The sequence below is a fragment of the Yoonia maritima genome (assembly GCF_043641945.1).
Classification (GTDB): domain Bacteria; phylum Pseudomonadota; class Alphaproteobacteria; order Rhodobacterales; family Rhodobacteraceae; genus Yoonia; species Yoonia maritima_B.
In genome coordinates, this window is record NZ_JBHZRX010000009.1 from 56,967 (window position 1) to 82,955 (window position 25,989).

Here is a 25,989-nt window from a genome sequence, read left to right on the forward strand (position 1 = left end):
CAATGGCAAAATCAATGAGCACACAAAAGATTGTGACCCCATCGGCCGAAAGCATCGCGAAAAGCGCGCGAGCCGCTCAAAAAGGCGGTTTACCCCCGGTTCATCTGTGGAATCCGCCGCATTGCGGGCATATCGACATGCGGATCGCGCGGGATGGGACGTGGTTTTACATGGGCACGCCCATTGGTCGCCCCGAGCTGGTGCGCCTGTTTTCGACGATTCTACGCAAAGACGGCGACGACTATGTACTGGTTACTCCGGTTGAAAAGGTCGGAATTACGGTCGATGACGCACCTTTTGTTGCCGTCGATTTCGACGTGGTTGATGGCGTACTGGTGTTCCAAACGAATGTTGGGGACAGTGTGAAAGCAGGCCCAGACCATCCAATCCGGGTAGTACGTGATGCTGACACAGGCGAACCCAGCCCATACGTTCACATCCGTGCAAACCTTGAGGCGTTGATTGATCGAAAGTCATTTTACCGTCTGGTCGAGATTGGTGAGAAAGCCACCCATGACGGTGATGAATGGTTTGGTGTGCGATCGGGTGGCGTGTTCTTTCCGATCATTCCGGCAAGCGATTTGGATTAAAACGGTGTTAGCTGCCAGATAGTCTCAGTCGCGGGTGTTGTGCCGCGTAGCCCACCTTCGACGGAAACCGTCTTTAGCAGAGCAATGGCGTAGTCGTTTTCGTACAGTGAACGCACTTCATTCGCAGAGACAGAAAATGGCGGCCCCTTCGCGGCTGACTGATCGTATTCGTAGGTCACAAGTAATTGGGGCGCTTTAGCTGTTAAGCTTGTTAGCTGGGCCGCATAGTCCCCGCGCATGTCGCTTGGCAGTGCGACAAGCGCAGCGCGGTCGATGATCGCCTCAACCGGGCCAATCATTTCGCTCGTAAGCGCAAAGATATCCCCGACATAGATATCCAGGTGCGGCGCATGGTAGTGTTTGTGGTCGGCCAGATCGGTGATCTTGGGGCTGACACCAAGTTCACTAAATAGCTGACTGATAGCGAGTTCACTTAATTCCGCGCCGATAACGCTGTGACCTTGTGACAGTAGCCAAGCGATATCGCGCGTTTTGCCACATAAGGGGACGAAAATTTTGCTACGAGGCGCGAGTTGCAGTTTTGAAAAATGTGCACTTATCAGCGCGTTTTCGGACCCTTCATGGAAGGCAATTCTATTCCCTTCCCAGCGCGCATGCCAAAAATCATGTTCCATACCGACCCTTTCTCGGTGTCTGTAACCTTGGTGCATACTGGCCATGCCGTATCGCGATGCAAGGCAAGATATGGTGAGGCGTCGGCTGTTTTGCTAACACTGCGCCATATTCCTGCGCAATGGGTCTTAAGGGGCAAAAACACATGACGAAATTCTGTGCAAACCTGACATGGCTGTTTACTGAATTGCCGCTTCTTGAACGCTTTGCCGCTGCCAAAGAAGCAGGGTTTGACGGCGTTGAAGTACAGTTTCCCTATGACGTGAATGCCCAAGATGTGGTGAACCAGCTCTCAAGGCATGACTTGAAAATGGTTTCGATAAACTGCCCGCCGCCGAATTATGCAGGTGGCGAACCGGGCTGGGCGGCTGTGCCGGACCTTCAAGATCGGTTTCAGCGCGACTTCAACCGTGCGGTCAGATACGCCAAAACCCTTGGCGCGGAACACCTGCATATCATGTCGGGTCAGGCCCAAGGCCATCACGCCAAAAAGGTCTACATCGAAAACCTGCGATGGGCCGCAGCCCAAGCCCCAAAGCAAAGTTTGACAATTGAACCGATCAATCACGGCGACATGCCGGGCTACTTTATGAATGATTTCGATCTCGCGGCCGAGACTATAAAAACTGTCGATGCACCCAATCTGCGCCTGCAATTTGACGCGTATCATGCTGCCAAGATCACCGGCGATGTAATGGCGGCTTGGGACCGCATGCGTGAACATACGGTTCACGTGCAAGTCGCCCAAACGCCAGATAGAACTGAGCCTGATAAAGGTGAGATCGACTATCCTGCGTTTTTTGCCCAGCTAGATGCCGACGGCTACAAAGGATGGGTCAGCGGCGAATACGGGCCATCCAAGACGACACAAGACGGGCTTGCATGGATTTCCTAAAATATCGGCCCTACTGAAACACTGCTGACACAACGCTGTCAGTAGGGGTATGGTTAACTACTGTCATCAACCTCAAACATTGGAGATGAGAGATGACCAAACACGCAGTAGCATGGACAGAAATCCCCGTGACCGACATGGAAAAGTCGGTCGCGTTTTATAATGACGTCTTTGACTTTGGTATGACAATCGATAACTCCGGCCCCAACCCGATGGCGATGTTCGGTGCAACCGGAAATGCAATCGGCGGGCATCTGTACCCCGGAAAACCGGCGGCAGATGGTGGGAATACCATTCACCTATATGTACCGGACGGATTGGAGGCCACGATGAAGCGTTGCGAAGCCGCAGGTGGCGAGATCGTAAGCCCAATCATTACGATCCCACCGGGGCGCTTTGCTTACGCCAAAGATTTGGACGGCAACTCACTGGGTATATTCGAGGCCGCGTCCTAATGCGCCGGGCCGACCGTCTTTTCCAGATACTTCAGTATCTTAGGGGCGGTCGGCTCATTACGGCCGCGCAGTTGGCCGAAAAGCTAGAGGTCACACCGCGCACGATTTACCGCGATATCGCGCATTTGATCGGGTCGGGTGTGCCCATTGATGGTGAGGCAGGTGTTGGGTACCTCATGCGTGATGGCTATGACTTGCCGCCGCTGATGTTCACCCAAGAAGAGATCGTCGCACTGGTTGCAGGCGCTCGGATTTTGCAAAGCTGGGGCGGGACAAAAATGGCCGCTGCCGCTCAAGAGGCGCTGGTCAAGATCGACACTGTTCTACCCGATGACGCCCGGCAAAAGGTCGGCCAAGTCAACGTGCATGCTGTGACAATGCCTTGGCACGGCGGCACTTGGCGGGATTATATCGACCAGTTCGAAGCTGCAGCCGAAGATCTGATCCGGTTCGATATTACCTATGAAGATGAGAAAGGTAACGAAAGCCAGCGGATCGTGCGCCCGCTTGGCGTTTGGTTCTGGGGTAAAGTCTGGACTGCCGTTTGCTGGTGCGAATTACGAAATGATTTTCGAATGTTCCGATTGGATCGGATCGGCCAGCTTACAGAAGCAGGTAAGTTCCGCCCACAAAAAGACCAGACGCTACAGCACTTTATGGATGCGAAGGCCTATATGCGTTAGGTTCATAATAGGGCAGGTACGCTGACCCGCCCTGATACTGATCCTTACTTTGAAAGACTTTGTGCGAGGCGCATCAGTTGCACGGCCTCTGTCCGGTAGCCGAAGCTGTCGTCGCCACGGTTCGCGTTGGCCAGTGCGATGGCGTCTTCATACCCCCAGTCGCCCAAATAGCTATCGTCACGCAGCAGTTGCCCAAAGCCTGCGATTGCTGCTGCAAAACTGGCTTCGGTGCCGGGGATGCTTTGCCCGATGATCGGCGTTTCAATGAGTCGGCTGATGTCTTCGCCCGGTGCCTTATAGCGCAGTTTGACATAGCCCAATTCTTCCGACGTGGCCGCGACCGTGTTTGGCGCATAGCGGAGCGGGTCGCTAAGTTGTGCGGGGCTGCCGACAGCGGTGATTTCATAGATTGCCGTAACGGTATGGCCCGCGCCTAATTCACCCGCATCAACCGCGTCATTATTGAAATCTTCGCGGTTCAGCGCGCGGGTTTCGTATCCGATCAGCCGATACTCGGCGACCCGGGCTGGGTTGAATTCGACCTGAACCTTCACGTCGCCCGCAATCGGGAACAGCGCCCCCGATAACTGATCCACTAAAACTTTTTGCGCCTCGGACAATGTGTCGATATAGGCAGCGGTCCCGTTGCCGTTTTGCGCCAGCGCTTGCATTGTCGCGTCGTCCAAATTGCCACGGCCAAAGCCCAGCACAGACACGTATGTCCCAGTGTCACGTTTATCGGCGATGAAATCCTTCAGCGCTTCGGGGTTATTTATCCCGACGTTGAAATCCCCATCTGTGGCAAGGATGACGCGGCTAACTTCACCGTCTTCGGCCATCGTATCGGCCACGGCATAGGCCTGTTCCAGACCACCCTGTCCGTTAGTCGACCCACCTGCACCAAGCGATTGCAAGGCTTGCAAGATCGTCTCGCGGTCAGAGGCCGCCGTGGGCGCAAGTACCTGTCCCGCACTGCCCGCATATTCAACTATCGCGACCTGATCTTGCGCGCGCAGTTGGTCAAGCATGATGCGGAAGGATTGTTTGAGCAGCGGTAGCTTTTCCGGGCTGTTCATTGATCCCGACGTGTCGATCAAGAATACTAAATTCAGCGGTGGGCGGTCATCCAACGCGGGCATCTGCCCTTGCAGTGCAATATGCACCAATTGCGTGTCTGGGTTCCACGGTGTTTCAAAGCTGGAAACGGTGGTGCGGAAAGGTGCATCGCCCGCGTCGGGGGCTGGGTAGTCGTATGGGAAGTAGTTAATCAATTCCTCAATACGCACGGCGTTTGCAGGCGGCAACTGGCCCCGCGATAGGGACGACCGCACCACTGAATAGCTGGCCGTGTCGACGTCGATTGAAAGCGTTGAAACGGGTTCTTCGGACGTGATTTTCAGAGGGTTTGGGGCCGCGTTGGCATATGTCTCTGTGGTTGATTGGGTTGCAACGGGGCTTTGGCCTGGGGCAATTCGGTCGCCGACTGAGAGCGTTGACAGCGCTTGGGCTTGCGGCTGTGCGATCTCGGCCTCCTCGACGGTTTCCATTGGTGCGGTCGTGTATAGGCGAGCACTTTCACGGCTAGTATCCGTCAGGCTAGGAGAGGGTTGCGATGCTTCTGAACGATTTAGTGAAGGTAGACCTGTTGCTGGCGCAGCGGGCATTGGCGGGGCGGTTGCGGCCGCCATCGCCGCAGGCTCTTCCTCATTAATTCCTTCTATCGCAAATGCCTCGGGCGTAAGTGGATGGTCGCGTTCGACAGTCGATACCGGGGGGCTAATAGCGTCAACAACGGCGACTTCTTCGGCAGTCCGTAGTTCTGCGCTTTCAAATGCGAGGGTATCATCAGCTGCTGGTGCCTCGGTCAATTTCGTTAGCACGGGGTCCGTCGCAGCGGGCGGCGTTAGCAAGCTTTGGCCTTGGGGCGTTAGAAACAAAAAACCGCAAGCGACAAGCGCGGTGGTTGTTCCAAGCGCGGCCTTGGATGTTAGTGCGTTCAGCATGGTTGTTACTCCTGTCCAGAGGGCGTTACACCCAGTTGCAGGAGTAGGACGCGGCGCTTCGCGTGATCCTTGGAGGTCGTCGAAATTTTTGCGGGCCAGCGCGATGTTTTCGGCGCGGCGTGTTTCATCTGCGCGCGGCGTGGCCATGTTCATCAGGGATTTGAGGTCGTCGAGATCATCGGTCATTCTGCGGCCTCCTTTTCTTTGATGGCGCGTAGGGCTTTTTTGGCTTCGGATATGCGCCAGCTGATTGTGCCTTCGGATACCCCAAGGATCTCAGCGGCTTGGGAATGGGTCATATCATCAAGAACAAGCGCGAGCGTATCGCGTAGGTCGTCGGTCAGTTGGTTCATCGCGGCCGTCAGCCAGTCCAGTGCTTCGGTCGTCTCTGTTTGTTCGGCTTTACGTGCGATTTCCCAATCGCCCCAGCCAGACGTCGCCTTAGTGTAAGTTGCGCGTTTTCGGCGGCGGTCGTGTGCTGCGTTTACGGCGACGCGGTATAGCCATGTCGTCACTTTGGCGCGGCGTTGGTAGCTGCCCAGTTTGGCGGGCAGGGCGGCGCAAATATCTTGTGTCAGGTCTTCGGCTTCGGCCCTTTGGCCAGTCAATCGAAAGCAAAACGCGAATAACCTATCGTAATGGCGATCAAGCAGGTTGGCAAAAGCCGCCCCATCGCCATTTGCGGCTGCTTCCGCGAGGTCTTCGTCACTGGTTTTCATACGCATCACGGTGGTTGGACGCGGTGGAATGGTCAATCCTTGGCGACATCTGAAAATTTATTTGTGTGCGATATGTGGCGCGATTGAATGAAGCGCAGTTTTCGGCTGATTTTCGATGATATTGCCGATCAGATCACAAATATGGATGGGTGAAACCGGGCGGCACGTTACGCGTCACCCGGTCATTATTAGCGCACCCAGACTTCGACGCGGCGGTTCAGGCGCTGCCCTGCAAAGTCAGAGTTGCAGGCGACGGGGTTTAGCTCTCCGTAGCTTTTGATTTGGACGTTGGCGGGGTCAAAGCTCGATCCGGCAACTTGGGAGGAAATACTGCCCAGCACCGCTTCGGCTCGTGCATAGCCTAGCGTACGGTTTGCATCGAAAGCACCGTCTGCGTCCGTGAAGCCCACCAAGGCCACTTCGGAAATGTTGGGATCATTTGTAAGATAGCTGGTCAGGCGCAGTAGATCGCGACGCGACGCGTTATCTAGGTTTGAGGAACCCGTCTGAAAGCGGAAGGTGGGGGAAAGTCGGCGCCATTCGAGCATGTCGATATATAGTTCCCGCAAGGCGGCGAGTTCTTGGCGGCTTTCGTTGGTGTCGATTTGCGTGCGGATGCTTTGGGCAGAGCGAGCAAGATCGCGACTGTCGATATTGAACCCGATGAAACCAGATTTTTCGATGATCCCATCAGCAGCTGGTGATTTTGCATAGGCAAGAAGTCCCTGCGCACGCGCAGGCAGTTCAGCGTTGGTCGTATATAGAAACAACGTCCGCTGGAGTGGGTATTCCCCTGTCTTAGCCGCGAAAGTAGATGCCTCTGCTGCGATCCCACAGCTTGAAATTAGGCCCAATGGTTTGTTGTCCCCGCGAAACGCAAAGCCCACGTAGCCGATGCCTCCGGGGTCACCAAAAACCGAGCCAGACATTTCAGAGTTGCCTGCTACGATCCGAGCTTGCGCAGTAAGCGATGCGTCGAAAGGGTCAAGAAACTTACCTGCAACGGTTGCGAACGTCCCTGAGTTCCCATCGCGCGTGTAAACGGTCACCGGCAGGTCGGCGCCACCCAATTGAGACCAGTTGCTGACTTTGCCCGATAGCAGATCAGAAATCTGTTTCTCGGTTAGCGCATCGACTGGGTTATCGGGGTGAACCACCACCAGCAGGCCGTCGACGGCAATCCCGTGCTCTTGTTCAAAGCTGAGCGCGTCGCCTAAACCTGCCTCTGCAAGGGCCGTGACTTCGGCGCTTTTGATCCGGCGAGATGACATGCCAATTTGCGTGGACAGATCAAGCAATCCGCGGAAGCCTGTGCTTGAGCCGTGATCCTCAATCAGCGTTGTAAAAAGTGTGTCACCGATGCCTTCGTCACCGATCACTGTAAGGACATGTTGACGCTCGCCCACTGTCTGGTTTTCGACGACAGCCCGCTGGCTTTCGGCATAGCCGCGCACCAACAGCGGCATGAGCTCTGCGCCAATCGTATCCGAGCCTTTGATGGTGAAGTCGAGAGCAGCTTGACCACCGACAGGGCAAGCCGCACCAGAGCAGCTCACAAGCGAAGCGGGGACTTGGACCTGCCCGATGTCGGTGCGCATGATATAGAATCCGTTGGTGAATTCTATCAGTTCACCCGCGAGCGCCATTTCGCCATCGTTGGTGGTTAGTGAAACTTCTTGCGCAAAAGCTGGCTGGGCCAGACACATACAGGTAGCGACGGCAAGTCGCGCTAAAGGTGTGAGGTTGAGGTGCATGTGCTTGGCCTTTCGTTTGGACGATCGTTGTGGTGCCATTCGTATTGGCGGCCATACAGATGCCTCGAAAGCACGTCAGTTTTGTTACAGTTACGTGACAGTTTCGTAACGGGGTCGCGTAAATGTAAATTATTCCAATTGGTTAAAAATTTTACATTCAGATAAAGACTGAAAATGAAGCCTAAGTTTGTACGATGATTTGTTGAGATTTGACAGCAACTGTTGCTGGTTTGCGCACAGTTTTTGAAAATTCGCACTTGGTTTGCTGTATTGTGCGCAATTCGGCAACATTACTTGTGGTTGTGTTGCGTTGATGTATTGGGCGTTCTTGATGGATACGCTTTGTGGCCATGCCCGCTTTTGTCAGCAGGCATGGCGTTTGGCTCGGTTCTGATTAATCAAACACCGACGCAGATGTATTTCATCTCGAGGTAATCTTCGATGCCGTGTGATGAACCTTCGCGGCCAAGTCCGGATTGCTTAACGCCGCCAAAGGGGGCGACCTCGGTTGATATGATGCCAGTGTTGACGCCCACGATACCGTATTCCAGTGCTTCGGCGACCTTGGTCACGCGTGACAGGTCTTTGGCATAGAAATAGGAGGCCAACCCAAAGATTGTGTCATTCGCTTGAAAAATCACGTCATCTTCGTCTTCGAACATGAATAGGGGCGCGAATGGGCCGAAGGTTTCATCGGTGCTGACAGCCATGTCTTTGGTCGCGTTGCTGATGATCGTTGGTTCAAAGAACAAGCCGCCCAGATCGTGCGGTCTACCGCCCGTCAGTACCGTTGCGCCTTTAGCAAGTGCATCATCAAGATGGCTTTGGACCTTGTCGATGGCTTTGGGTTCGATCAGCGGGCCAAGCGTTGTGCCATCTGTCAGGCCGTCACCGACGCGCAGGGCTTCGACCGCCGCTGTGAATTTGGCCGCAAACGCATCATAGACACCTTTTTGGACATAGATACGGTTGGCGCAAACGCAGGTTTGACCGTTGTTTCGGAACTTACAGGTGATTGCCCCTTCAACGGCGGCATCAAGATCAGCATCGTCAAACACGATGAACGGTGCGTTGCCTCCCAGTTCCATGCTGCATTTCATGACTTGGTCAGCAGCCTGACGCAGCAGGATGCGGCCGACTTGGGTCGACCCGGTAAATGTCAGTTTGCGTACGATTTGGTTTTCGCAGAATTCCTTGCCTATCTCCTCGGCCGCGTTTGATGTCACAACGGAAAACAGCCCCTTGGGAACGCCTGCCTCTTCTGCCAGCTTCGCCATGGCAAGTGCGGACAGCGGCGTTTGTGACGCAGGGCGCACGACAAAGGCACAGCCAGCGGCAAGGGCAGGGGCCACTTTGCGCGCGATCATCGCATTGGGGAAGTTCCACGGGGTAATGCCGGCAGCGACACCAATTGGCTGTTTGATGACAGTGATCCGCTTGTCGGCCATATGGCCCGGAATAGTTTCGCCATAGACGCGTTTTGCTTCTTCGCCGAACCACTCGATGAATGACGCGCCATAGGCCACCTCACCACGGGCCTCGGCCAGTGGTTTGCCTTGTTCCGCAGTCATGATGATGGCAAGGTCTTCTTGGTTTTCCATTAGCAGGTCGAACCATTTGCGTAGGACCTTGGCGCGTTCCTTAGCGGCAAGGGCGGCCCAAGGTTTCTGCGCTTTTTCAGCGGCAGAGATAGCCTCGGCTACTTCGGCGCGGGACAAGTCTGGAACCACGGCAATGACATCACCGCGCGCAGGGTTTGTGACCTCAAAGTTGGCACGGTTTGCTGCCGGGACCCATTCACCTGACACAAAGGCTGCTTCGCAAACCAGATCAGGGCGCGTGAGCATGGATTTGAGGTTGGTCGATTCATCAAGCATGTTAGGCTCCCTATGTTTGTCGCTATCTGACCCTGCACTTAGGGCGGCGTAAAGGGGGGACCATGGAATTAGACGATGCATTTGCCAATGCGGCATATATCCCAGATGGGGATACCTACCCGGATAAATGGGCTGCACTTGCCGCAGCGTTTCGCACGACAGCGTTATGCGAACTGGATTTGCCTTATGGCGAAGGCCAGCGGCACCGCTTTGATCTGTTCCATCCGCCCCGTCTGGCACGCGGAGTGGTCGTTTTTGTGCATGGAGGGTATTGGCGTCAGTTTGATAAATCGTATTGGTCGCATCTGGCTGCTGGCCCGATGGCGCATGGTTGGGCAGTGGCGATACCGTCGTATGATCTGTGTCCTGATGCCAGTATCCCCGAAATCGGAGATCAGATATCGGCTGCGATAGGCGTTATTTCACAGCGTGTTTTGGGACCGATTCTCTTGGTTGGGCACTCTGCTGGGGGGCAGTTGGTGGCACGTATGACAGCGCCCAGACTGCCAGAGCCATGGCACGATAGGTTGACCCGGGTTGTTCCAGTATCGCCAGTCGCTGATTTGGTTCCGCTGATGCGCACCTCAATGAACGCGGATCTAAGGCTTGATTTTGATACTGCTAGGGTTGAAAGCCCTGTGAATATGTCCGCGCCACAGATCCCGGTGATCGTTTGGGTGGGTGGTAGCGAAAGGCCAGTATTTATTGATCAGGCTCATGCCCTCTCAGATATGTGGGGCTGCGCCCTTGAGGTTGAACCTGATAAAAATCATTTTGACGTCGTGGAAGGCTTAAGTGATCCGAGGAGCGACCTGACACGTAAACTATGTGGAACAACTTACAATTGAGTTAAAGTTTCTTAGCAATAAGCATGTTTGCTGTTGCATTATGCGCACTAGATACGTGTTTTTACACGTGATAGGCGTTCATCGATTGTAAATCTGGTGTAAAGTGCAATCGATTGAGTATGGTTGTCGTTGTGAGGACGAAGATGAAAACTAAAAATATGGTTCGGGCTGCGTCCCTTGTTCTAGTGGTGGGCGTTCTTAGCGGATGCGAGGCATCGCGCAAAGACGGTAGCACTGTTGACGGTGGACTTGACGGCGGGCCGCTTCCTGACGGCATCGCATCGATTTGGGTAGACCCAGATGGGTGTCAGCACTGGTATATTGACGATGGCATCGAAGGCTACATGACTCCGCGCTTGCGCCGGGACGGTACACCGTTTTGCCGTGAAGAGCGTGGCCTGATTACGTTGAAAGATGGCAGCACAATGCAGGCCGAACAAGAGCCTGTTAATACTGGCGCATAAGTTTGCGCAGATTCTAGTTTCCCAAAAGGCGCCAGATATTTGGCGCCTTTTTTGTTTTTCGATCAGCGCATTGGGCTGAACTGTGCGTCCGTCATACTACAATCGCGGATGACATCTGGCCCACAAGTGCGGAACTCTAGGTCTCGTGTCATGCAGATACGTGCCTCTTGGATGTAATCAGATTTGCAGGTGATGGTGATCTGATCAGCCTCAAGAGTTGGGTTATCCTTTAGGAATGCTTCTTCGATCACGTGTGCAGGCATCGTGATGTCACGGTCAATGGTACGAAAGACCGGCGGACGGACAACGCGCGCATATGCTTCGCGCGATAGATCGTAATAATCATCGGGTGAAAGGCCAGTGCATACGCCGTGCTTGCGCCACTGATGCCACGCAAGCCCAGATGTACCCATGATGTCCGCCATGTCGCTTGTTTGGCCGCGGCTTGGTGGACGGTAGGATGTGTGACAAAACGACGGGTATCCACGGTCGTATTGCGGCCAAAGGCCGTGAAGAACCCAGTCGAAATCTTCGCTTTCTTCACATTGCGGTGAATTGCGTGCATCGCCTTCCAGTTCACACCAGTTAGCGGACCACGAGAGTGAGAGGACGTAGTAATCGAAGTCTCCAGCAGCATCCTGTGCTTGGGCTGAAGATGTGATAAGCAGTAGTAGGGCAATAAGCCTGCGCATTTTGATCTTTCCTAAAGTCGTTTGGGCTACTATATAGGGTTCAAGTTCCCCGACAATGCGAACCCGGCTGTTCCCACAGTCTGCCCAGTTTAAGGGCGCGGGAAAGGCTTGTCTGAAATTACGATGGAGATGAAAGATGTCCGATACACCGATTATGGCCAAAGCGACCGCTGTTTGGCTGTGCGACAACACAACCATCACCTTTAAGCAAATCGCTGACTTTTGCGGTCTGCACGAGCTAGAGGTGCAAGGCATTGCTGACGGTGATGTCGCGGTTGGCGTCAAAGGTTTTGACCCGATTGCCAACAAACAGCTGACCCAAGAAGAAATCGACAAAGCTGAAGCGAACCCGCTTCACAAGTTGAAGCTACTATTCAACCCAGCATCTGCGGGCGAAGAAAAGCGTCGCGGTCCGCGTTACACACCACTGTCCAAACGCCAGGATCGTCCTGCTTCGATCTATTGGTTGGTTAAGTTCCACCCGGAACTGTCCGATGGCCAAATCAGCAAGCTTGTTGGTACCACCAAGCCAACCATTCAGGCGATCCGTGAACGCACGCACTGGAACATCAACAACATCGATCCAATCGATCCTGTTGCGCTGGGTCTATGTAAGCAATCTGAATTGGACGCTGCTGTTCAAAAAGCGAACGCTAAAAAAGCAGCCGAAGGCGGCGCGATGTCTGATGACGAACGTCGTAAGCTGGTCAGCACCGAGCAATCTCTTGGCATGGAACCAGAGCCAAAGATCCCAGCGGCGATTTCAGGTCTGGAAACATTCAGCCTGTCTGACCCACGTGGCGACGATGAGGACGAAGAAGACAATCGTGATGTCACAGATGCGGACAGCTTCTTTAACTTACCCGATAGCGACGAAAAAGACGATTAATCGCTGTCTGACTGATCATGCAAAGGCGCGTCACCATGTGGTGGCGCGCTTTTTTTTTATGCAGGGCGACGCGCCACAATGAAATGAGTGGTCTCGTCCTTACCAAAATGACCAGTCTCCACGATCTGAAAGCCGGCATCGCGGAACGCGGCCTCTAGGGCATCAGCCGTAAATACGTTCACGAATGGGGCTTTTTTGAATAGCTGCATGAGGCGAATAACCAAAGGAATGGCGCGGTTCATATCGCCGATGCAGCCAGTCTTAGAGATAACATATCCACCCGGCTTAACCTGCGCTTTTAAATGCGCGATGGCGGCAGGTAAATCGTCAAGCAAGTGCAGAATGCTAAACGCGCAGATCGCGTCGAACGGGGCTGCGGCCAACGGCTTTAGCGCCGGAACCTGAAGAAAGCTGATGTTGCTTGGCGCATCATCACTTAGCTTGGCCTCTGCAATAGCCAGCATTTGGGACGAGATATCTGTCGCAGTAATATGTGCGACTGCTGGCGCTAAGTTCAGCGCGGTGCTGCCTGTCCCACATCCGATTTCAAGCAGGTGATCTGCAGGGTTAAGATAGCTGCGCGTGCGTTCCAGCGTGGCTTGATATGCGGATTCATCAGGTACGGGCTTCTTAGCGTATTTGGGGGCGATTTTATCCCAGAAGGCTGCGGTCGACATCTTGGGGTTCCTTTTTTGTAAATGCTGATCCTCTGAATTGCTGACATTCTACTTGCTTTGATTTTGTATATGAATTGCCTAAAAATGGCGATCTGATATACATATATGTATGAATTGGCAGGCCGTATCATTTGATTGGAACCAAATCCGCGCGTTCTTAGCGACCACCGAAGAGGGATCGCTAAGCGCAGCCGCGCGTGCGATGGGGGCAACGCAGCCGACCTTGGGGCGGCAAGTAGCCGGGCTAGAGGCTGACTTAGGGGTTACCCTGTTCGAGCGTGTCGGCAAGGCCCTCGTAATTACGACTGCTGGCAAAGACTTGCTTGAACACGTGCAGGCCATGGGCGACGCGGCGAGCCGCATTTCTATGGTCGCTGCCGGGCAGTCGCAGTCGGTGTCAGGCCGTGTTTCAATTACGGCAAGCGATCTGTTCGCGGCGGCATATCTACCGCGCATCTTGATGCAGTTGCGCGAGACCGCACCGGGGATCGAGATTGCAGTTGTCGCCTCGAACCATATTGAGGATCTGACGCGTAGAGATGCTGATATTGCCGTACGTAATGTGCGCCCGACGCAGCCCGAATTGATTGCACGGCTAATCGGCAATTTTGATGCCGGGTTGTTTGCAGCGTCGTCATATCTTGATCAATATGGTCGACCCAAAGGCGTGAATGACCTCAAACAGCACGCGTTTATTGGGCCAAACGACCCTGCAGAGATGAATGCGTTCTTTGCCACGCGGGGGATCCAGCTATCACCGGATCAGTTTCGCAGCACGTCAGATAGCGGTGTTGTGATGTGGGAAATGATGCGTGCGGGGTTGGGTATTGCAGCGATGCCCTGCCAGACTTGGGATAAAGTAACAGGGGTCGAGCAGGTCTTGCCCGAACTCGAACCGATCCGTTTTCCTATATGGTTGGCGACACATCGGGAATTACACACAAGCCGTCGTATCCGGATTGTGTTTGATGCTTTGGCAAAGGCGCTAGGCCAAATGCCACATATCTAGAGCGCCTTACGCGCGTTCAGTGCAGCGGTGATTGTGCCATCGTCAAGGTAATCCAGTTCACCACCTACAGGGACACCCTGCGCGAGAGACGTGACGCTGACACCCGGTAGCTGGTCAGCGATGTAGTGGGCTGTGGTTTGCCCGTCGATGGTTGCGCCTAGGGCAAGGATAACTTCGGTGACGTTCTCGGTCTTTACGCGGTCCAACAGTTGGGGAATGCGCAATTCATCGGGGCCAACGGCGTCTAGGGCTGAAAGTGTGCCACCCAATACGTGGTAGCGCCCCTTGAATACATTCGCCCGCTCCATCGCCCATAGGTCCGCCACGTCTTCGACGACAGCGATTTGGCCAGTGGCCCGTTTTTCAGATTGGCAAATGTCACAGATGTCCGACGTGCACACGTTCCCGCAATTCAGGCATTCGCGGACCGTTGATCCGACGCGATGCATCGCCTCGGCCAACGGGATCAGCACGAGGCTACGTTTTTTGATCAAATGCAGTACGGCGCGACGCGCAGAGCGAGGGCCAAGACCGGGAAGCTTGGCCATCAGCGCAATCAGATTATCAAGGTCGTCTGTGCCGTTAGTCATACGGTTCCCGGTGCCGCGAACAAATTTAGCTAAATTTGTTCTGTGTCATGAATTTTCTAGAAAATTCATTCGCCTTAGAAAGGTAGGTTCATTCCCGCAGGTAGCCCCATGTCTTCGGCCATTTTTGCCATTTCTTGCTGGCTGCGCTCTGCCGCTTTGCCTTGCGCGTCTTTGATGGCGGCCAAAATCAGGTCTTCGACCACTTCCTTTTCGTCACCGTTAAAGATGGATGGATCGATATCCAGCCCCTTCAATTCACCTTTGGCGGTTGCGGTTGCCTTTACCAAGCCTGCACCGCTGACGCCTTCGACCATGACGTTTTCGAGGTCGGCTTGCATCTGGGCAACTTTGCCCTGCATTTCTTGGGCTTGTTTCATCATCTTGGCCATGTCGCCAAGACCACCTAGTCCTTTAAGCATGTCTGTATCTCCTGTCTTGTTGGCCTTCAGATAGGGTCTGCGCGCGCAATTGGCAACGTAGGCTTAGTCTTCGTCGAAAGGATCCCATTCATCATCCACTTCGGGCAGCGCATCTTCGAGCGCATCCTGCGCTTTGTCGGCTTCTGTGCGGATGTCAGTGATCCGCGCTTTAGGAAAGGCCGCTATCACCGCCTGCACAAGCGGATGCTCGAATGCTTCTTGCCTGATCGCGTTTTCGGCCGCATCGCGCACCTCAGCGATGGTGGGTGCGCCACCTTCGTTCATCACGGTGATGACCCAGCGATTGCCCGTCCATGCTTGCAGTCGCGACCCAAGCCGCCCGACAAGGTCAGAGGCTGCATCAGCCGTTGGGTTCACCTCAATCCGACCGGGTTGATAATTGACGAGTCGTAGACCGGTTTCAACTTCGACCAGCAACTTCACATCGCGGTGGGCACGGATCAGTTCAACGACATCTTCGAACCGCGCGTAGCGTTGTAAGGCGTCGGTCGACAAGGCGACTGCAGTTTGTGCTCCTGATGCAGAAGGCCCGCTGGGCCCGCTATGCGTCGGGGCTGGCGTGCTCGACATTGCGTTTGTTGCGCTACCTGCTGCCGGGGCAGGGCGCCCGCCCGATGGGCCTCCGTTTGGCGGCGTTGCGTTTTGTAGCTTGCGAACCAATTCATCTGGCGTCGGTAAGTCAGCGACATGGGTCAGTCGGATCACGGCCATTTCGGCGGCCATCATGGCATTGGGTGCCATTGCGACCTCTTCCAATGCTTTCAATAGCATTTGCCACATCCGCGACATGACCCGCATGGGCAAATCGGCAGCCATCGCCTGACCGCGGGTGCGTTCATCGGGACTGATTGTGGGGTCTTCGGCAGCTTCGGGGGTGATCTTAATCACGCTGACCCAGTGACAGACCTCGGCCAGATCGCGCAGCACGGCCATCGGGTCGGCGCCATCGGCGTACTGCCCGGAAAGTTCAGTCAGGGCTTCGGCGGCCTGACCATGTAGGATCATATCAAACAGATCAAGGACACGACCGCGATCGGCAAGGCCAAGCATTGCACGGACTTGATCGGCGGTGGTTTCACCAGCGCCGTGGGAAATGGCCTGATCCAACAGGGACGTCGCATCGCGGGCAGACCCTTCGGCGGCGCGGGTAATCAATGCGAGCGCGTCATCGCTGATCTCGGCGTTTTCGCCAGTGGCGATTTTGCGCAGGAGCGCAATCATGATTTCAGGCTCGATCCGCCGTAGATCAAATCGCTGACAACGTGATAGGACGGTCACGGGAACCTGCCTAATTTCTGTAGTCGCAAAGATAAATTTGACGTGTGCGGGCGGTTCTTCAAGCGTCTTCAAAAGCGCGTTAAACGCGTTCTTGGATAGCATGTGCACTTCGTCGATGATGTAAATCTTATAGCGGGCCGAGGCCGCGCGATAGTGAACGCTGTCGATGATTTCGCGGATATCGCCCACGCCTGTACGGGAAGCAGCATCCATTTCCATCACATCAACATGGCGACCTTCCATGATGGCAGTGCAGTGTTCGCATTCGCCGCAAGGTTCCGTTGTTGGCCCGCCGTTTCCGTCAGGCCCGATGCAGTTCATGCCCTTGGCGATGATCCGCGCGGTCGTCGTTTTCCCGGTGCCACGAATACCCGTCATGATGAAGGCCTGAGCGATCCGGTCAGCCTCGAACGCGTTTTTCAGGGTGCGGACCATGGCATCTTGGCCGACCAAATCAACAAAGGTTTCGGGCCGGTATTTGCGCGCGAGCACTTGGTAGGCTGGGGTGTCGGTCATGGCGGCCTTTGTTGAGTGGATTCTATCGCGGACAGCCTAAGGGTGCTCGCCGCCAAGGTCCACCTGTTTGACCATGATCTTGCCCTTCGCGCGGATCATCCGAACCGTGTTGCATCGCGCAGGCTGCAGAGCTAACCTAAAACTGCCGATATCGGGGGGCATCCTTGGTTCGCGGAAAGCGCAGAGCACCCGGATATGATCTGAACGACCCACATATGTGGTCTTTCTCATTTGCCCGGGATAGCGAACCGGCGGGCCTATCTGGTGAGGAAGCCAATGACAGACCCATTAGACGCGCTGCGTCAGCAGGCGAAAACCCGTCAAAAACTGTATCAATCCGGTAACCGTGCCGCGAATACCCGTGTGAATGCGGTAAAACCACGCGCGGGTGAATTGAAGCGCGCCGATTTTCTGCACATCATCGCACGCGAGAATGATTTTACCAGTTGGCCGCAGCTAAAGACTGCAGTCGAAACCCAAGGCATGTATCGTGCGGCGAAACTGCAACGTCTAAAAACGGCACTGTTTCATGGGCAGACGAATGTCGTGCAACAACTGCTGTCTGATACGCCAGATTTGGCTGCGGGCGCATTTGGTTTGCAGGTCGCATTGTATGATCTGGATGCTGTGATCCAAACGCTGAAAGATGATCCACATATCGCGACCCGCCAACTTGGTCCGCGTCGTCCAATTTTGCATTTGGCATTCTCGAAAATGCTGACGGCTTGGCCTGAAAAAGAACAAGATATGCTCGCGATTGCAGAACTGTTGATAAGTGCTGGTGCCGACGTGAATGATGGCTACCCAGCACATCCCGGCAGCAAGCATCTGTTGTCTGCATTGTATGGCGCGATTGGCCACGCGGGGAATATCCCAATGGCGCGCTGGCTGCTGGAGCACGGCGCGAACCCAGATGATGGCGAAAGCCTGTATCACGCGACTGAGCTGGGCCACCATATGGGGCTAAAGCTGCTGCTTGAATATGGCGCGAATCCGGTCGGGACCAATGCGCTTTTGCGAGCGATGGATTTCCATGATGTTGCTGCAGTTGAAATGCTGCTCGTGGCTGGCGCAACCCCTGACGAAGCTATGCCTGCGTTACATCACGCAGCACGCCGTCAATCACCGCCGAAGATGGTCGAAATATTGCTGAACGCTGGCGCTGACCCGAACCGAGCCTTTCATGGCGCAAGCACCTATGCGGCTGCGCGGATTTTCGGAAACCAGTCCCTAAGCGATGCGCTGGAGGCGCGGAGCGTTGATACGACCCTGACCGACGTCGAACATATTCTTGCGGATTGCGCTGATGGCAATGTGGTTGAGGGGCGCTGGATAGATGCCGCCAAGGTTCCGCAGGCGTTCAAAAATGTCCTGCACGAGGTTCTGGTTTTGCCTAACCGCATGGAGCATGTACGTGCGTTGGTCGCTGTGGGCATGCCGTGGGATGCGCCGGACGGACAAGGGGTGCCGCCTGTGCAGCTTGCTGGATGGCAAGGGTTGCCTGACATGACCGACTACTTTCTACAGCTGGGGCCGGACCTTAGCTATGTGAATGGCTTCGGTGGCACATTGTTAAGCACCATTGTTCACGGGTCGGAAAACTGCCCGGATCGCAAAGAACGCGACCACCTTGCGTGTTTGGAACTTGCGTTGGAACATGGGGTCGCGTTACCCAAAAAGGCGATCAAGTTTGCGGGGAACCCAAGGGTGTCATCATTTCTAACTGACTGGGCTGTGGCACATCCGGGCCAAGTTGTGGACCACGGAATTGTCTGACTTTGCGATACATAACCTTGCTGTGGGCGGGGGCGAACTTGCGCTCGCCCCAGTACCGGGGACAAGCGGCTCGTATCCCTGCGACTTAGCCGACCTACAGGCGTGGGGGCCTGCGATTGTCCTAAGCATGACGACCATGACCGAGCTAGAGCAGTTTGGCGCAGGGCAATTCGGTGAAGACCTCTCGGATGCAGGCATCGCTTGGCTGCATTTGCCCGTTCCGGATTTTGGCGTTCCTCGTCATTTGAATTGGCCCAAAGTGCGCGACAGTGTTTTTGAACACTTAAGCGCCGGTAGAAGGGTTCTGGTCCACTGCAAAGGTGGCTGCGGCAGGTCAGGGATGATTGTTCTGCGGCTTATGATTGCGGCCGGAGAAGACCCAGACGCTGCACTGATGCGACTGCGGCGGGCGCGGCTTTGCGCGGTTGAAACGCTTGCCCAATTGGAATGGGCGCGGCGCGGTTAATATTATTCTGTTTGCGTACCGACATTGGCCACTACTCTGATTTCAATAATTGCGTCTTCACGACGTAAACCTGCGGCCTCAATGGCCGTCCATGCGGGGTAGGGTGGCTGTAAGTATTCAAGCCTGATCTGATTGAACAGCTCGAAATGGTCGCGCAGCCCTATGTGGTATGTCGTCATTTCTGCAATCGCAGCAAAGGGCAGTTTTGCTTCGCTAAGGATTAAGCCGATCTTATTAAATGCGTTCCGCATTTGCGTGGCCGGGTCAGATGGCATTTGACCATCTGGATCGCCGCCCGTCATGCCCGTCAGAAAAAGGTGGTCGCCCGATAGGACACCGGGCGACATTTTGATTTGTTCATAAGCCGTTTGGAAAGCAGGAGGGATAACGGGTGTAATCGCCATTTTCGTTTCCTCGAATGGTTAGCGGCCCTTTTTCTTCATGACGCTTTTGATGTGTTTGCCCAGTTTTTTGGACCGGTCACGTGCTTGGGCAATCGTTTCAGTCGCTTGGATGTTTTCGCGCTTCAGCTTTTTGAACCGCTTTAGTCGATCTGGATCGATCTCGCCTGCTGCGATAGCTGCCTGCACTTTGCAGCCCGGTTCGCTATCGTGGGCGCAATCCCGGAATTTGCAGTTTTCAGCAAGTTCCGAGATTTCTGGGAATGTTGCGTCGATGCCAAATGACACTTCGGCCAAGCCCAACCCGCGCATGCCAGGGGTGTCGATCAGCCAACCACCCGATGGCATCGCATGCAGCGAACGCCCGGTTGTCGTATGGCGACCGCGTGCATCGTCTTCTCTAATGTCGCGCGTTAGGGCGTTACCGCCTGTCAGCGCATTGGCGATGGTGGTTTTGCCAACGCCAGACGATCCGGTCAGCGCCACGGTTTGCCCTTTGCCACACCAAGGTGCCAAGGTTGCGATGACGTCGTCTGACTTTGCATCAAAGGCGATCACTTCAATCCCACGACCGAGTGCGCGCGCTTGATCGACGTAGTTATCTGGATTGTCGCATTGATCCGCTTTGGTCAGCAAAATCACGGGGGTGATCATCGCATCATGCGCCAGCGCAAGGTACCGTTCGAGCCGCGCAGGGTTAAAGTCATTGTTGCAAGATGTCGTGATAAACAGCGTGTCGATATTCGCTGCGATCAGTTGCTTTTCGCCCGTATGGAATTCGGTGCCGCGCGACAATTCTGTCTTGCGATCCAATACCTTGATCAAGCGGTATTGCTGAGGCGCGGCTAGAACCCAGTCGCCAACTGCTACCGCAGCCGTCGTGATCCCGGGATCAAGCGTCAATTCAAGCGTTCCGATTTCAGAAAAGCCCACGACACGGTCACGATGGACAGTGGCAATGCGGGCGGGGGTAAGTGTTTCAAGCTCATCAATATCGAGCTGAGACATAAAGAATGGCGACCAGCCAAGGGCGTCGCGAGTAAAATCTGTCAATGAAGTGTCCTCGTCAAAGGAAATACGTTGGCTGGTAGCGTTGTTCTACCAGTGGAAGCCGGACGAGGGAACGGAATTCGTTTCAGCGCACCCAAACCGGGAGAGGACATAGCACAATCATGAATGTTCTCCTTGTTCACGGCTTGCCTTTGCGGACTCCGCAAAACGGCGTCGCCATTTCGCTCTGTCCGTGTTCGCAAAATCGCTGGGCGATTTCGCTTTAGGTGAGAGGCTGGACATCGACCCAAGTGGGGCTCGTTGTGGCTGCTTCCTTCCGGACCTGACCAGGTTGGCGAGGCACTTGCCCGCGCCAACCTCTCAATGCCCATATATGACCAGTGACGCATCAGTGCAAGCGTCAGAACGTAAATCGGTAAAGGTCAAAGCCATTTTCACCGTGGCCAACATATGAAATTGGCTCTGCAAGGTGATCTTGTGCGGCAGGCGCAGAGGGAAACACTCCGCTAGTGTTTGGATGATGAGTAAATTCCCATTCTTTCGCGGGAAGGCTTTCTATGTTCGATTGTCCCTTAAAAGACTGGATCAAAACATCCCGTACTGAAAGCGTGCTCAAATATAGTAGGTCCTCGTCTGGGCAGCGGACATAGCCGCCGCCGCCATTGATCCGATACCTGTTTGCCGCGACGACAAACAGGTCATCATCAAGGACGGGTTTCCCATCATATCGCAGATCGCGCAGGCGAGAATTTTGTGAACTGATAAGCGCTCCTGCTGTGTCAAAGCGCGCGGGTTGGCTAAGGTCGATTTCGTAAGTCAGCCCGTGGATGACATCGCAATTATAGCCGGGACTGAATGGGTTGATAAGCGGTTGATCGTGCGCGCCGACAGTGACCTGCATGTAATGAGAAGCGCCGCGTTCAATCCAATTGCGCAGCTCGGCCCCGGTGCGTCGCACGGCACATAGCTTGTCAGTAAAGGGAAACATTGCGGCCGCATCACGCAGCGCGATTGGCCCGGGCGGGATGTCGATATAATGGCCCGGCCCGGCGCGCCCGCCGAATAGATAGGGCGCTGTCGCAGCCAACACAGGTAGTCTTTCGTGTTCTGTTCCGGCAAGAACCTCTTTGACGTGCGCGCGTTGTGCTTGGGCCAGTAACCGTTGACTTAGGTCAGGGCCAATCGTGGTAAAGTAACTGTGGACATGATCATTCGTCGTCGCGATAGGCTGACGAATATGCGCAAGCGTTGCAACATGCGCGGCAAAAACCTCTTGCTTCAGCCGTTGAGGTAAGGCGCTTTCGGGCGCTAGCCCCGGGTCCCCTTTGGCAAGCCGGGTCCTATGGCTTCGGATTTGCCATGTATCATCGACCCAGCGCAATTTCAGGTCAACGACCCCAAGCCGACTGCCGTAAAACCCCGGCATCACCGTGGGTTTTCCATGTAGCGTGCCGGAAACCGGATCGACAATATCGCTGACCGAACGATCGGGGTCAGGAAAAAACTCATGCGTATGTCCCGCAAGGATAACGTCGATCTCATTGATCGAGGCCAGCGGAACGGCAGCGTTTTCCATCCCTTCAAAGTGATCGTTCGCGCCAATCCCAGAGTGGCACAAGGCGATAATGATATCTGCGCCTTCGGCTTTCATCGTAGGGATAATCTGTTTGGCGCAAGCCGCGATATCGGTCGTTTCGGCAATGCCGCTTAGTTTGTCGGGGTTCCAATCTGATACCTGCGGAGGCAGAAACCCAACGACGCCGATTTTTATCGCCCGCGTCATGCCGTCATCGCAAGAAATGTTGCGCTGAAGAATCGCGTAGGGTGGGACAAGCTCCTGTCCGTCCGTCAGGCGCAGATTGGCGCAGGTCGCCGGAAATTCTGTCCCGTCCAAGGCGCTGCGCAAAAAGTCGATACCATAGTCGAATTCATGGTTGCCAAGCCCCAAGGCATCGTAGCCCATGACATTCATGGCGGCGATCATCGGGTGCAGGCGGCCTCGTTCCCAATTGGCAGCAATATAGTCGGCCAAGGGATTTCCCTGCAAAAAATCCCCATTGTCCATCAGTAGGGTCGTTACATCGGGGTCCGCGCGCAGCGCTGCGATTTTGTTGGCAAGCCGAATAAGGCCTGTCGTTTTGTCAGGGTGGTCTGCGAAATAATCGTAGTCAAGAATTTGCATATGCAAATCTGTCGTTTCCATGATGCGCAGGTGCCCTGTAGGGGCGACACTCCTATTATTGCGTTCACGAAAATCAACTATTTCAGTATTCATGGCGCAACTATAGGCGGTGTGTTGGCGGGCGCCAGCACCTAGATACGGAATAAATTGAACTTCTGTCGTTACCGTGCCATTTCGGTCTTATGAAGATTGCAGAGACGGTTACATTTGGTGGGTCTGGCCTTGATCGTGCGGCTCAATTGCGCGTACAGGCGGTTGATATTGCTAAACATCAGGACTCTCGGGCCATTCTTTTGTGGCGCGGAAAACCAATGCTGAAGGACGGTGCATTGGTTCGGGTTCCCTTTGACCACCCTGTGATTAAGGATGCAGGCCCTGATTTTATATTCTTGGGGCAGGACACCAACCCTATCTTCGCGGCAGATATGTCAGCTTGGACACCCCAAGATTTGGACGTTGAAGCATTGAACAGCTTTGCTGATGCTACTGAACAGCATCACCCGGCAATGCCTGAAGGCGCGGTGTTTGTAGAACTGCGTACAGTAATGAGCCAGCTTGCCCCGCTTGATGCGGAATTGGCAGCGACTGCGCGGGCGATATTTGGCTGGCATAGATCACACCGCTTTTGTGCGGTTTGTGGTCAAGAAAGTGCATTCGCAATGGGGGGCTGGCAACGGGACTGTGGAGCCTGCGGTGGGCATCATTTCCCACGTACCGATCCCGTGGTGATTATGCTGATCACACATGGCAATTCCGTCTTGATGGGCCGTTCGCCGGGCTGGCCAGAAGGCATGTATTCCTTGCTTGCCGGGTTTGTTGAACCCGGTGAGACGATGGAAGCTGCTGTCAGACGCGAAGTTCTGGAAGAATCAGGTATCCACGTTGGCGAAGTGAAATACCTTGCCAGTCAACCTTGGCCGTTCCCGTCGTCGTTGATGTTTGGGTGCTCTGGCGTTGCGACCAGTACCGATATCACCATCGATCCCGCTGAAATTGAAGACGCACGATGGGTCACACGCGAAGATATTGCGCGGGCGTTTGCGGGGCAGCACCCAGAGATACTTCCGGCAAGAAAGGGTGCGATTGCACATTTTTTGTTAGAAAATTGGTTGGCAGACCGACTCGATTAACCAATAAGCACTATGAACGTCCAAAAGGGATCCACTAGATGAAATTCAGTACACGAGAGGATATCGAAGCACCTGCTGAGTATGTCTTCGCGCAAGTTACGGATTTCGCTTCCTTTGAGCGTAAGGCGTTGCGTCATGGTGCACAGGTTACGCGGTCTGATCAGGACCAAGGTGCGCCCAAAGCAGGCTCAGAATGGAAGATCGCTTTCAAGTTTCGCGGACGCAGTCGAACCCTTGAGGCAAAGCTGACTGAAATCACTTCTCCGGTTGGGTATCATGTCGCGGGTATCGCGGATGGCATGACAATCCGTACCGGTATTGAACTGGTCGCTCTGTCGCCGACTCGTACGCGTATTATGGTCGGAATTGAATTGCGATCGAAAACATTCACAGCGCGCCTTGTGCTTGAGTCAATGAAACTTGCCAAAGCAAAGCTAAACAAGCGCTTTCGGGCACGCGTGGTCGAGTTTGCGGAAGATATCGAAGACAGCTACCGCAAAGGTAAGTAACCTACTTTTCGTGACGACGCGCTGCGGCTGGATAAACGCCCATCACATGTAGTTTGTCGGTGAAGTAATTCAGCTCTTCAAGCGCGAGTTGCACATTCCGATCATCGGGATGACCTTCGATTTCGGCATAGAATTGGGTCGCGGTGAAATGCCCATCAACCATATAGCTTTCGAGCTTGGTCATATTGACACCATTGGTCGCGAACCCACCCATCGCCTTATATAGCGCGGCTGGAATGTTGCGGACCCGGAAAACAAAGCTGGTCATCATGCCGTGTTTGCCGCGTTTGCGGTAATCGGGTTCACGCGACATGATCAAGAAACGGGTTGTGTTCCGGTCGTGATCTTCGATGTGCCGGGCAAGCACTTTTAGGTCATAGATGTCCGCAGCCAATTCAGAGGCGAGTGCCGCAACAGTTTTGTCATCACCTTCAGATACTTCACGTGCGGCACGGGCGTTGTCTGTGCTGGTGTGGCCGTGAATGTTTTGTTGGCGCAAGAAACCCGCACACTGCGGCAGGATAACAGGATGCCCATATGCATCTGTAATATCATCAAGCGTAGCGTTCTTTTTACCCAGCAGGTTCACGTGAACCCGGACAAAGGTTTCATCAACGATGTGTAAACCGCTTTCAGGTAGCAGCGAATGCACGTCAGCAACGCGGCCGTAGGTCGAATTTTCAACGGCGATCATGCCAAGGTCGGCATCGCCTTTCCGGACGGCTTCGATTGCGTCTTCAAATGTCCGGCAGGGAAAGGGTTCGAAATCGGGACGGGCGGCTGCGCAAGCCTCGTGACCATAGGCTCCAAGCTCTCCTTGGAATGCGATTTTCTGCGTCATAAGCGTGCCCTCCGAACGGCACCCGTGAAAAATGGGCGATTGGTCGCGGCAGTATACCTTGCAACCGGGTATGGGAAGCGGATACATACCCTCAAAACTGTGAACTGAATGGAACGCGACATGTTCGACACAATGACTATGACCAAAGTAGTAGGCGGCCTGTGTGGCACGTTTCTCGTTTTCTTGCTGGGCTCTTGGGCCGGCGATCTCATTTACGCTGGTGGCGGTGGTCACGGCGACCACTCACAAGCTTATGTGATCGAAGTTGAAGGCGCTGACGGCCACGACGAAGTCGTCGAAGAAGTCGACTTTGCTGCGGTGATGGCGACAGCAAGCGCAGCAGACGGTGAAGGCGTTTGGCGCAACTGCCGTTCTTGCCACTCACTTGAGCCTGGCGTGAACTCTACTGGCCCTTCTTTGTACGGCATTGTTGGCCGCCCAGTCGGGGCAGCTGATGGCTTTAACTACTCTGGCGCGTTGGTCGCGGTTGCTGATGTTTGGGATGTGGATCATCTGAACGGTTTCCTTGAAAACCCCAAAGGTTACGCACCAGGTACTGCAATGGGCTATAACGGTCTGCGCAAGGTCGAAGACCGCGCGAACCTGATCGCATACCTCGACAGCCTTGACGATTAATCGCATCGCGATACCCAAACAAAAG

Annotated in this window: 27 protein-coding genes and 1 other RNA gene; 13 read left to right on the forward strand and 15 right to left on the reverse strand. The window is 54.5% G+C overall.

Annotated features, from left to right (window positions below; genetic code table 11):
- The first annotated feature begins 14 nt into the window (after positions 1-14).
- Positions 15-590, forward strand: coding sequence for a DUF1285 domain-containing protein (locus ACHUEV_RS16600; RefSeq protein ID WP_394181855.1), 576 nt, complete (start codon positions 15-17; stop codon positions 588-590).
- Here ACHUEV_RS16600 and tmpT read toward each other — a convergent pair.
- Complete coding sequence (gene tmpT / locus ACHUEV_RS16605) at positions 587-1,225, reverse strand: thiopurine S-methyltransferase (RefSeq protein ID WP_394181857.1); 639 nt, start codon at positions 1,223-1,225, stop codon at positions 587-589. The two genes, ACHUEV_RS16600 and tmpT, sit on opposite strands and share 4 nt — an antisense overlap.
- Before the next feature lie 143 nt (positions 1,226-1,368).
- Here tmpT and ACHUEV_RS16610 point away from each other — a divergent pair, with 143 nt between their 5' ends.
- The 3 genes from ACHUEV_RS16610 to ACHUEV_RS16620 all read left to right on the forward strand — a co-directional run bounded on the left by ACHUEV_RS16610 (position 1,369) and on the right by ACHUEV_RS16620 (position 3,256).
- A complete protein-coding gene (locus ACHUEV_RS16610; protein ID WP_394181859.1) occupies positions 1,369-2,118 on the forward strand; it encodes a hydroxypyruvate isomerase family protein in 750 nt (249 codons plus the stop codon).
- Between the two features lie 92 nt (positions 2,119-2,210).
- Positions 2,211-2,573 (forward strand): VOC family protein, encoded by a 363-nt coding sequence (locus tag ACHUEV_RS16615; RefSeq protein WP_394181861.1) that lies wholly within the window; start codon positions 2,211-2,213, stop codon positions 2,571-2,573.
- Positions 2,573-3,256: a helix-turn-helix transcriptional regulator gene (locus ACHUEV_RS16620; RefSeq protein ID WP_394181863.1), complete on the forward strand. Its 684-nt coding sequence runs from the start codon at positions 2,573-2,575 to the stop codon at positions 3,254-3,256. The genes ACHUEV_RS16615 and ACHUEV_RS16620 overlap by 1 nt, the downstream gene beginning before the upstream one ends.
- A gap of 44 nt (positions 3,257-3,300) precedes the next feature.
- On the opposite strand, the gene ACHUEV_RS16625 is transcribed toward ACHUEV_RS16620, so the two are convergent.
- The 4 genes from ACHUEV_RS16625 to ACHUEV_RS16640 all read right to left on the reverse strand — a co-directional run bounded on the left by ACHUEV_RS16625 (position 3,301) and on the right by ACHUEV_RS16640 (position 9,609).
- A complete protein-coding gene (locus tag ACHUEV_RS16625; RefSeq protein WP_394181864.1) occupies positions 3,301-5,445 on the reverse strand; it encodes a vWA domain-containing protein in 2,145 nt (714 codons plus the stop codon).
- Positions 5,442-5,978, reverse strand: a complete 537-nt coding sequence (locus ACHUEV_RS16630) for an RNA polymerase sigma factor (protein WP_394181866.1) — start codon at positions 5,976-5,978, stop codon at positions 5,442-5,444. Before ACHUEV_RS16630 ends, ACHUEV_RS16625 begins: the two co-directional genes overlap by 4 nt.
- Before the next feature lie 188 nt (positions 5,979-6,166).
- A complete protein-coding gene (locus ACHUEV_RS16635; RefSeq protein ID WP_394181868.1) occupies positions 6,167-7,732 on the reverse strand; it encodes a phosphate ABC transporter substrate-binding/OmpA family protein in 1,566 nt (521 codons plus the stop codon).
- Positions 7,733-8,130: 398 nt separating this feature from the next.
- Positions 8,131-9,609: an NAD-dependent succinate-semialdehyde dehydrogenase gene (locus ACHUEV_RS16640; RefSeq protein ID WP_394181870.1), complete on the reverse strand. Its 1,479-nt coding sequence runs from the start codon at positions 9,607-9,609 to the stop codon at positions 8,131-8,133.
- A 62-nt stretch (positions 9,610-9,671) separates the two neighbouring features.
- Here ACHUEV_RS16640 and ACHUEV_RS16645 point away from each other — a divergent pair, with 62 nt between their 5' ends.
- Together ACHUEV_RS16645 and ACHUEV_RS16650 are read left to right on the forward strand one after the other, a co-directional pair.
- Positions 9,672-10,457 (forward strand): alpha/beta hydrolase, encoded by a 786-nt coding sequence (locus ACHUEV_RS16645; RefSeq protein ID WP_394181872.1) that lies wholly within the window; start codon positions 9,672-9,674, stop codon positions 10,455-10,457.
- 143 nt (positions 10,458-10,600) lie between these two features.
- On the forward strand, positions 10,601-10,921 hold the full coding sequence (locus ACHUEV_RS16650) for a hypothetical protein (RefSeq protein WP_394181874.1): 321 nt from the start codon (positions 10,601-10,603) through the stop codon (positions 10,919-10,921).
- Positions 10,922-10,983: 62 nt separating this feature from the next.
- Here ACHUEV_RS16650 and ACHUEV_RS16655 read toward each other — a convergent pair whose 3' ends face one another.
- Positions 10,984-11,613, reverse strand: coding sequence for a ribonuclease T2 family protein (locus ACHUEV_RS16655; RefSeq protein WP_394181876.1), 630 nt, complete (start codon positions 11,611-11,613; stop codon positions 10,984-10,986).
- 136 nt (positions 11,614-11,749) lie between these two features.
- Between ACHUEV_RS16655 and ACHUEV_RS16660 the strand changes: the two genes are divergently transcribed.
- The gene (locus ACHUEV_RS16660) at positions 11,750-12,502 is read left to right on the forward strand and encodes a DUF1013 domain-containing protein (RefSeq protein ID WP_394181878.1); all 753 of its coding nucleotides are present in this window, start codon (positions 11,750-11,752) and stop codon (positions 12,500-12,502) included.
- Positions 12,503-12,558: 56 nt separating this feature from the next.
- Here ACHUEV_RS16660 and ACHUEV_RS16665 read toward each other — a convergent pair whose 3' ends face one another.
- A complete protein-coding gene (locus ACHUEV_RS16665; protein ID WP_394181880.1) occupies positions 12,559-13,179 on the reverse strand; it encodes a class I SAM-dependent methyltransferase in 621 nt (206 codons plus the stop codon).
- Positions 13,180-13,288: 109 nt separating this feature from the next.
- On the opposite strand from ACHUEV_RS16665, the gene ACHUEV_RS16670 reads away from it, so the two are divergent.
- Positions 13,289-14,188: a LysR family transcriptional regulator gene (locus ACHUEV_RS16670; RefSeq protein ID WP_394181882.1), complete on the forward strand. Its 900-nt coding sequence runs from the start codon at positions 13,289-13,291 to the stop codon at positions 14,186-14,188.
- On the opposite strand, the gene recR is transcribed toward ACHUEV_RS16670, so the two are convergent.
- From recR to ACHUEV_RS16685, 3 genes are all read right to left on the reverse strand, one after another.
- Complete coding sequence (gene recR, locus ACHUEV_RS16675) at positions 14,185-14,778, reverse strand: recombination mediator RecR (protein WP_394181884.1); 594 nt, start codon at positions 14,776-14,778, stop codon at positions 14,185-14,187. The genes ACHUEV_RS16670 and recR overlap by 4 nt on opposite strands.
- A gap of 74 nt (positions 14,779-14,852) precedes the next feature.
- Positions 14,853-15,197 carry a YbaB/EbfC family nucleoid-associated protein gene (locus ACHUEV_RS16680; RefSeq protein ID WP_106356315.1) on the reverse strand — a complete coding sequence of 115 codons (345 nt, stop codon included), beginning with the start codon at positions 15,195-15,197 and terminating at the stop codon, positions 14,853-14,855.
- A 63-nt stretch (positions 15,198-15,260) separates the two neighbouring features.
- Positions 15,261-17,012: a DNA polymerase III subunit gamma/tau gene (locus ACHUEV_RS16685; RefSeq protein WP_394181887.1), complete on the reverse strand. Its 1,752-nt coding sequence runs from the start codon at positions 17,010-17,012 to the stop codon at positions 15,261-15,263.
- Between the two features lie 276 nt (positions 17,013-17,288).
- Between ACHUEV_RS16685 and ACHUEV_RS16690 the strand changes: the two genes are divergently transcribed.
- Both ACHUEV_RS16690 and ACHUEV_RS16695 read left to right on the forward strand, forming a co-directional pair.
- Positions 17,289-18,788: an ankyrin repeat domain-containing protein gene (locus ACHUEV_RS16690; RefSeq protein WP_394181889.1), complete on the forward strand. Its 1,500-nt coding sequence runs from the start codon at positions 17,289-17,291 to the stop codon at positions 18,786-18,788.
- Positions 18,781-19,254, forward strand: a complete 474-nt coding sequence (locus ACHUEV_RS16695) for a protein-tyrosine phosphatase family protein (protein WP_394181891.1) — start codon at positions 18,781-18,783, stop codon at positions 19,252-19,254. Before ACHUEV_RS16690 ends, ACHUEV_RS16695 begins: the two co-directional genes overlap by 8 nt.
- 2 nt (positions 19,255-19,256) lie before the next feature.
- Here ACHUEV_RS16695 and ACHUEV_RS16700 read toward each other — a convergent pair whose 3' ends face one another.
- The 4 genes from ACHUEV_RS16700 to ACHUEV_RS16715 all read right to left on the reverse strand — a co-directional run bounded on the left by ACHUEV_RS16700 (position 19,257) and on the right by ACHUEV_RS16715 (position 22,941).
- Entirely contained in the window at positions 19,257-19,658 is a 402-nt protein-coding gene (locus ACHUEV_RS16700) for a RidA family protein (RefSeq protein WP_394181893.1), read from the reverse strand.
- Between the two features lie 18 nt (positions 19,659-19,676).
- Positions 19,677-20,708: a ribosome small subunit-dependent GTPase A gene (gene rsgA, locus ACHUEV_RS16705; RefSeq protein ID WP_394181895.1), complete on the reverse strand. Its 1,032-nt coding sequence runs from the start codon at positions 20,706-20,708 to the stop codon at positions 19,677-19,679.
- A 222-nt stretch (positions 20,709-20,930) separates the two neighbouring features.
- Positions 20,931-21,029, reverse strand: an RNA gene (gene ffs / locus ACHUEV_RS16710) — signal recognition particle sRNA small type.
- Between the two features lie 37 nt (positions 21,030-21,066).
- A complete protein-coding gene (locus ACHUEV_RS16715) occupies positions 21,067-22,941 on the reverse strand; it encodes a bifunctional 2',3'-cyclic-nucleotide 2'-phosphodiesterase/3'-nucleotidase (protein ID WP_394181897.1) in 1,875 nt (624 codons plus the stop codon).
- Positions 22,942-23,030: 89 nt separating this feature from the next.
- Between ACHUEV_RS16715 and nudC the strand changes: the two genes are divergently transcribed.
- Positions 23,031-23,978, forward strand: coding sequence for an NAD(+) diphosphatase (gene nudC, locus ACHUEV_RS16720; RefSeq protein ID WP_394181899.1), 948 nt, complete (start codon positions 23,031-23,033; stop codon positions 23,976-23,978).
- 38 nt (positions 23,979-24,016) lie between these two features.
- Complete coding sequence (locus ACHUEV_RS16725) at positions 24,017-24,487, forward strand: SRPBCC family protein (protein WP_394181901.1); 471 nt, start codon at positions 24,017-24,019, stop codon at positions 24,485-24,487.
- A 1-nt stretch (position 24,488) separates the two neighbouring features.
- On the opposite strand, the gene ACHUEV_RS16730 is transcribed toward ACHUEV_RS16725, so the two are convergent.
- Positions 24,489-25,328 carry a prephenate dehydratase gene (locus tag ACHUEV_RS16730; protein WP_394181903.1) on the reverse strand — a complete coding sequence of 280 codons (840 nt, stop codon included), beginning with the start codon at positions 25,326-25,328 and terminating at the stop codon, positions 24,489-24,491.
- A 120-nt stretch (positions 25,329-25,448) separates the two neighbouring features.
- Here ACHUEV_RS16730 and ACHUEV_RS16735 point away from each other — a divergent pair, with 120 nt between their 5' ends.
- Positions 25,449-25,964 carry a c-type cytochrome gene (locus ACHUEV_RS16735; RefSeq protein ID WP_394181905.1) on the forward strand — a complete coding sequence of 172 codons (516 nt, stop codon included), beginning with the start codon at positions 25,449-25,451 and terminating at the stop codon, positions 25,962-25,964.
- Positions 25,965-25,989 lie beyond the last annotated feature (25 nt).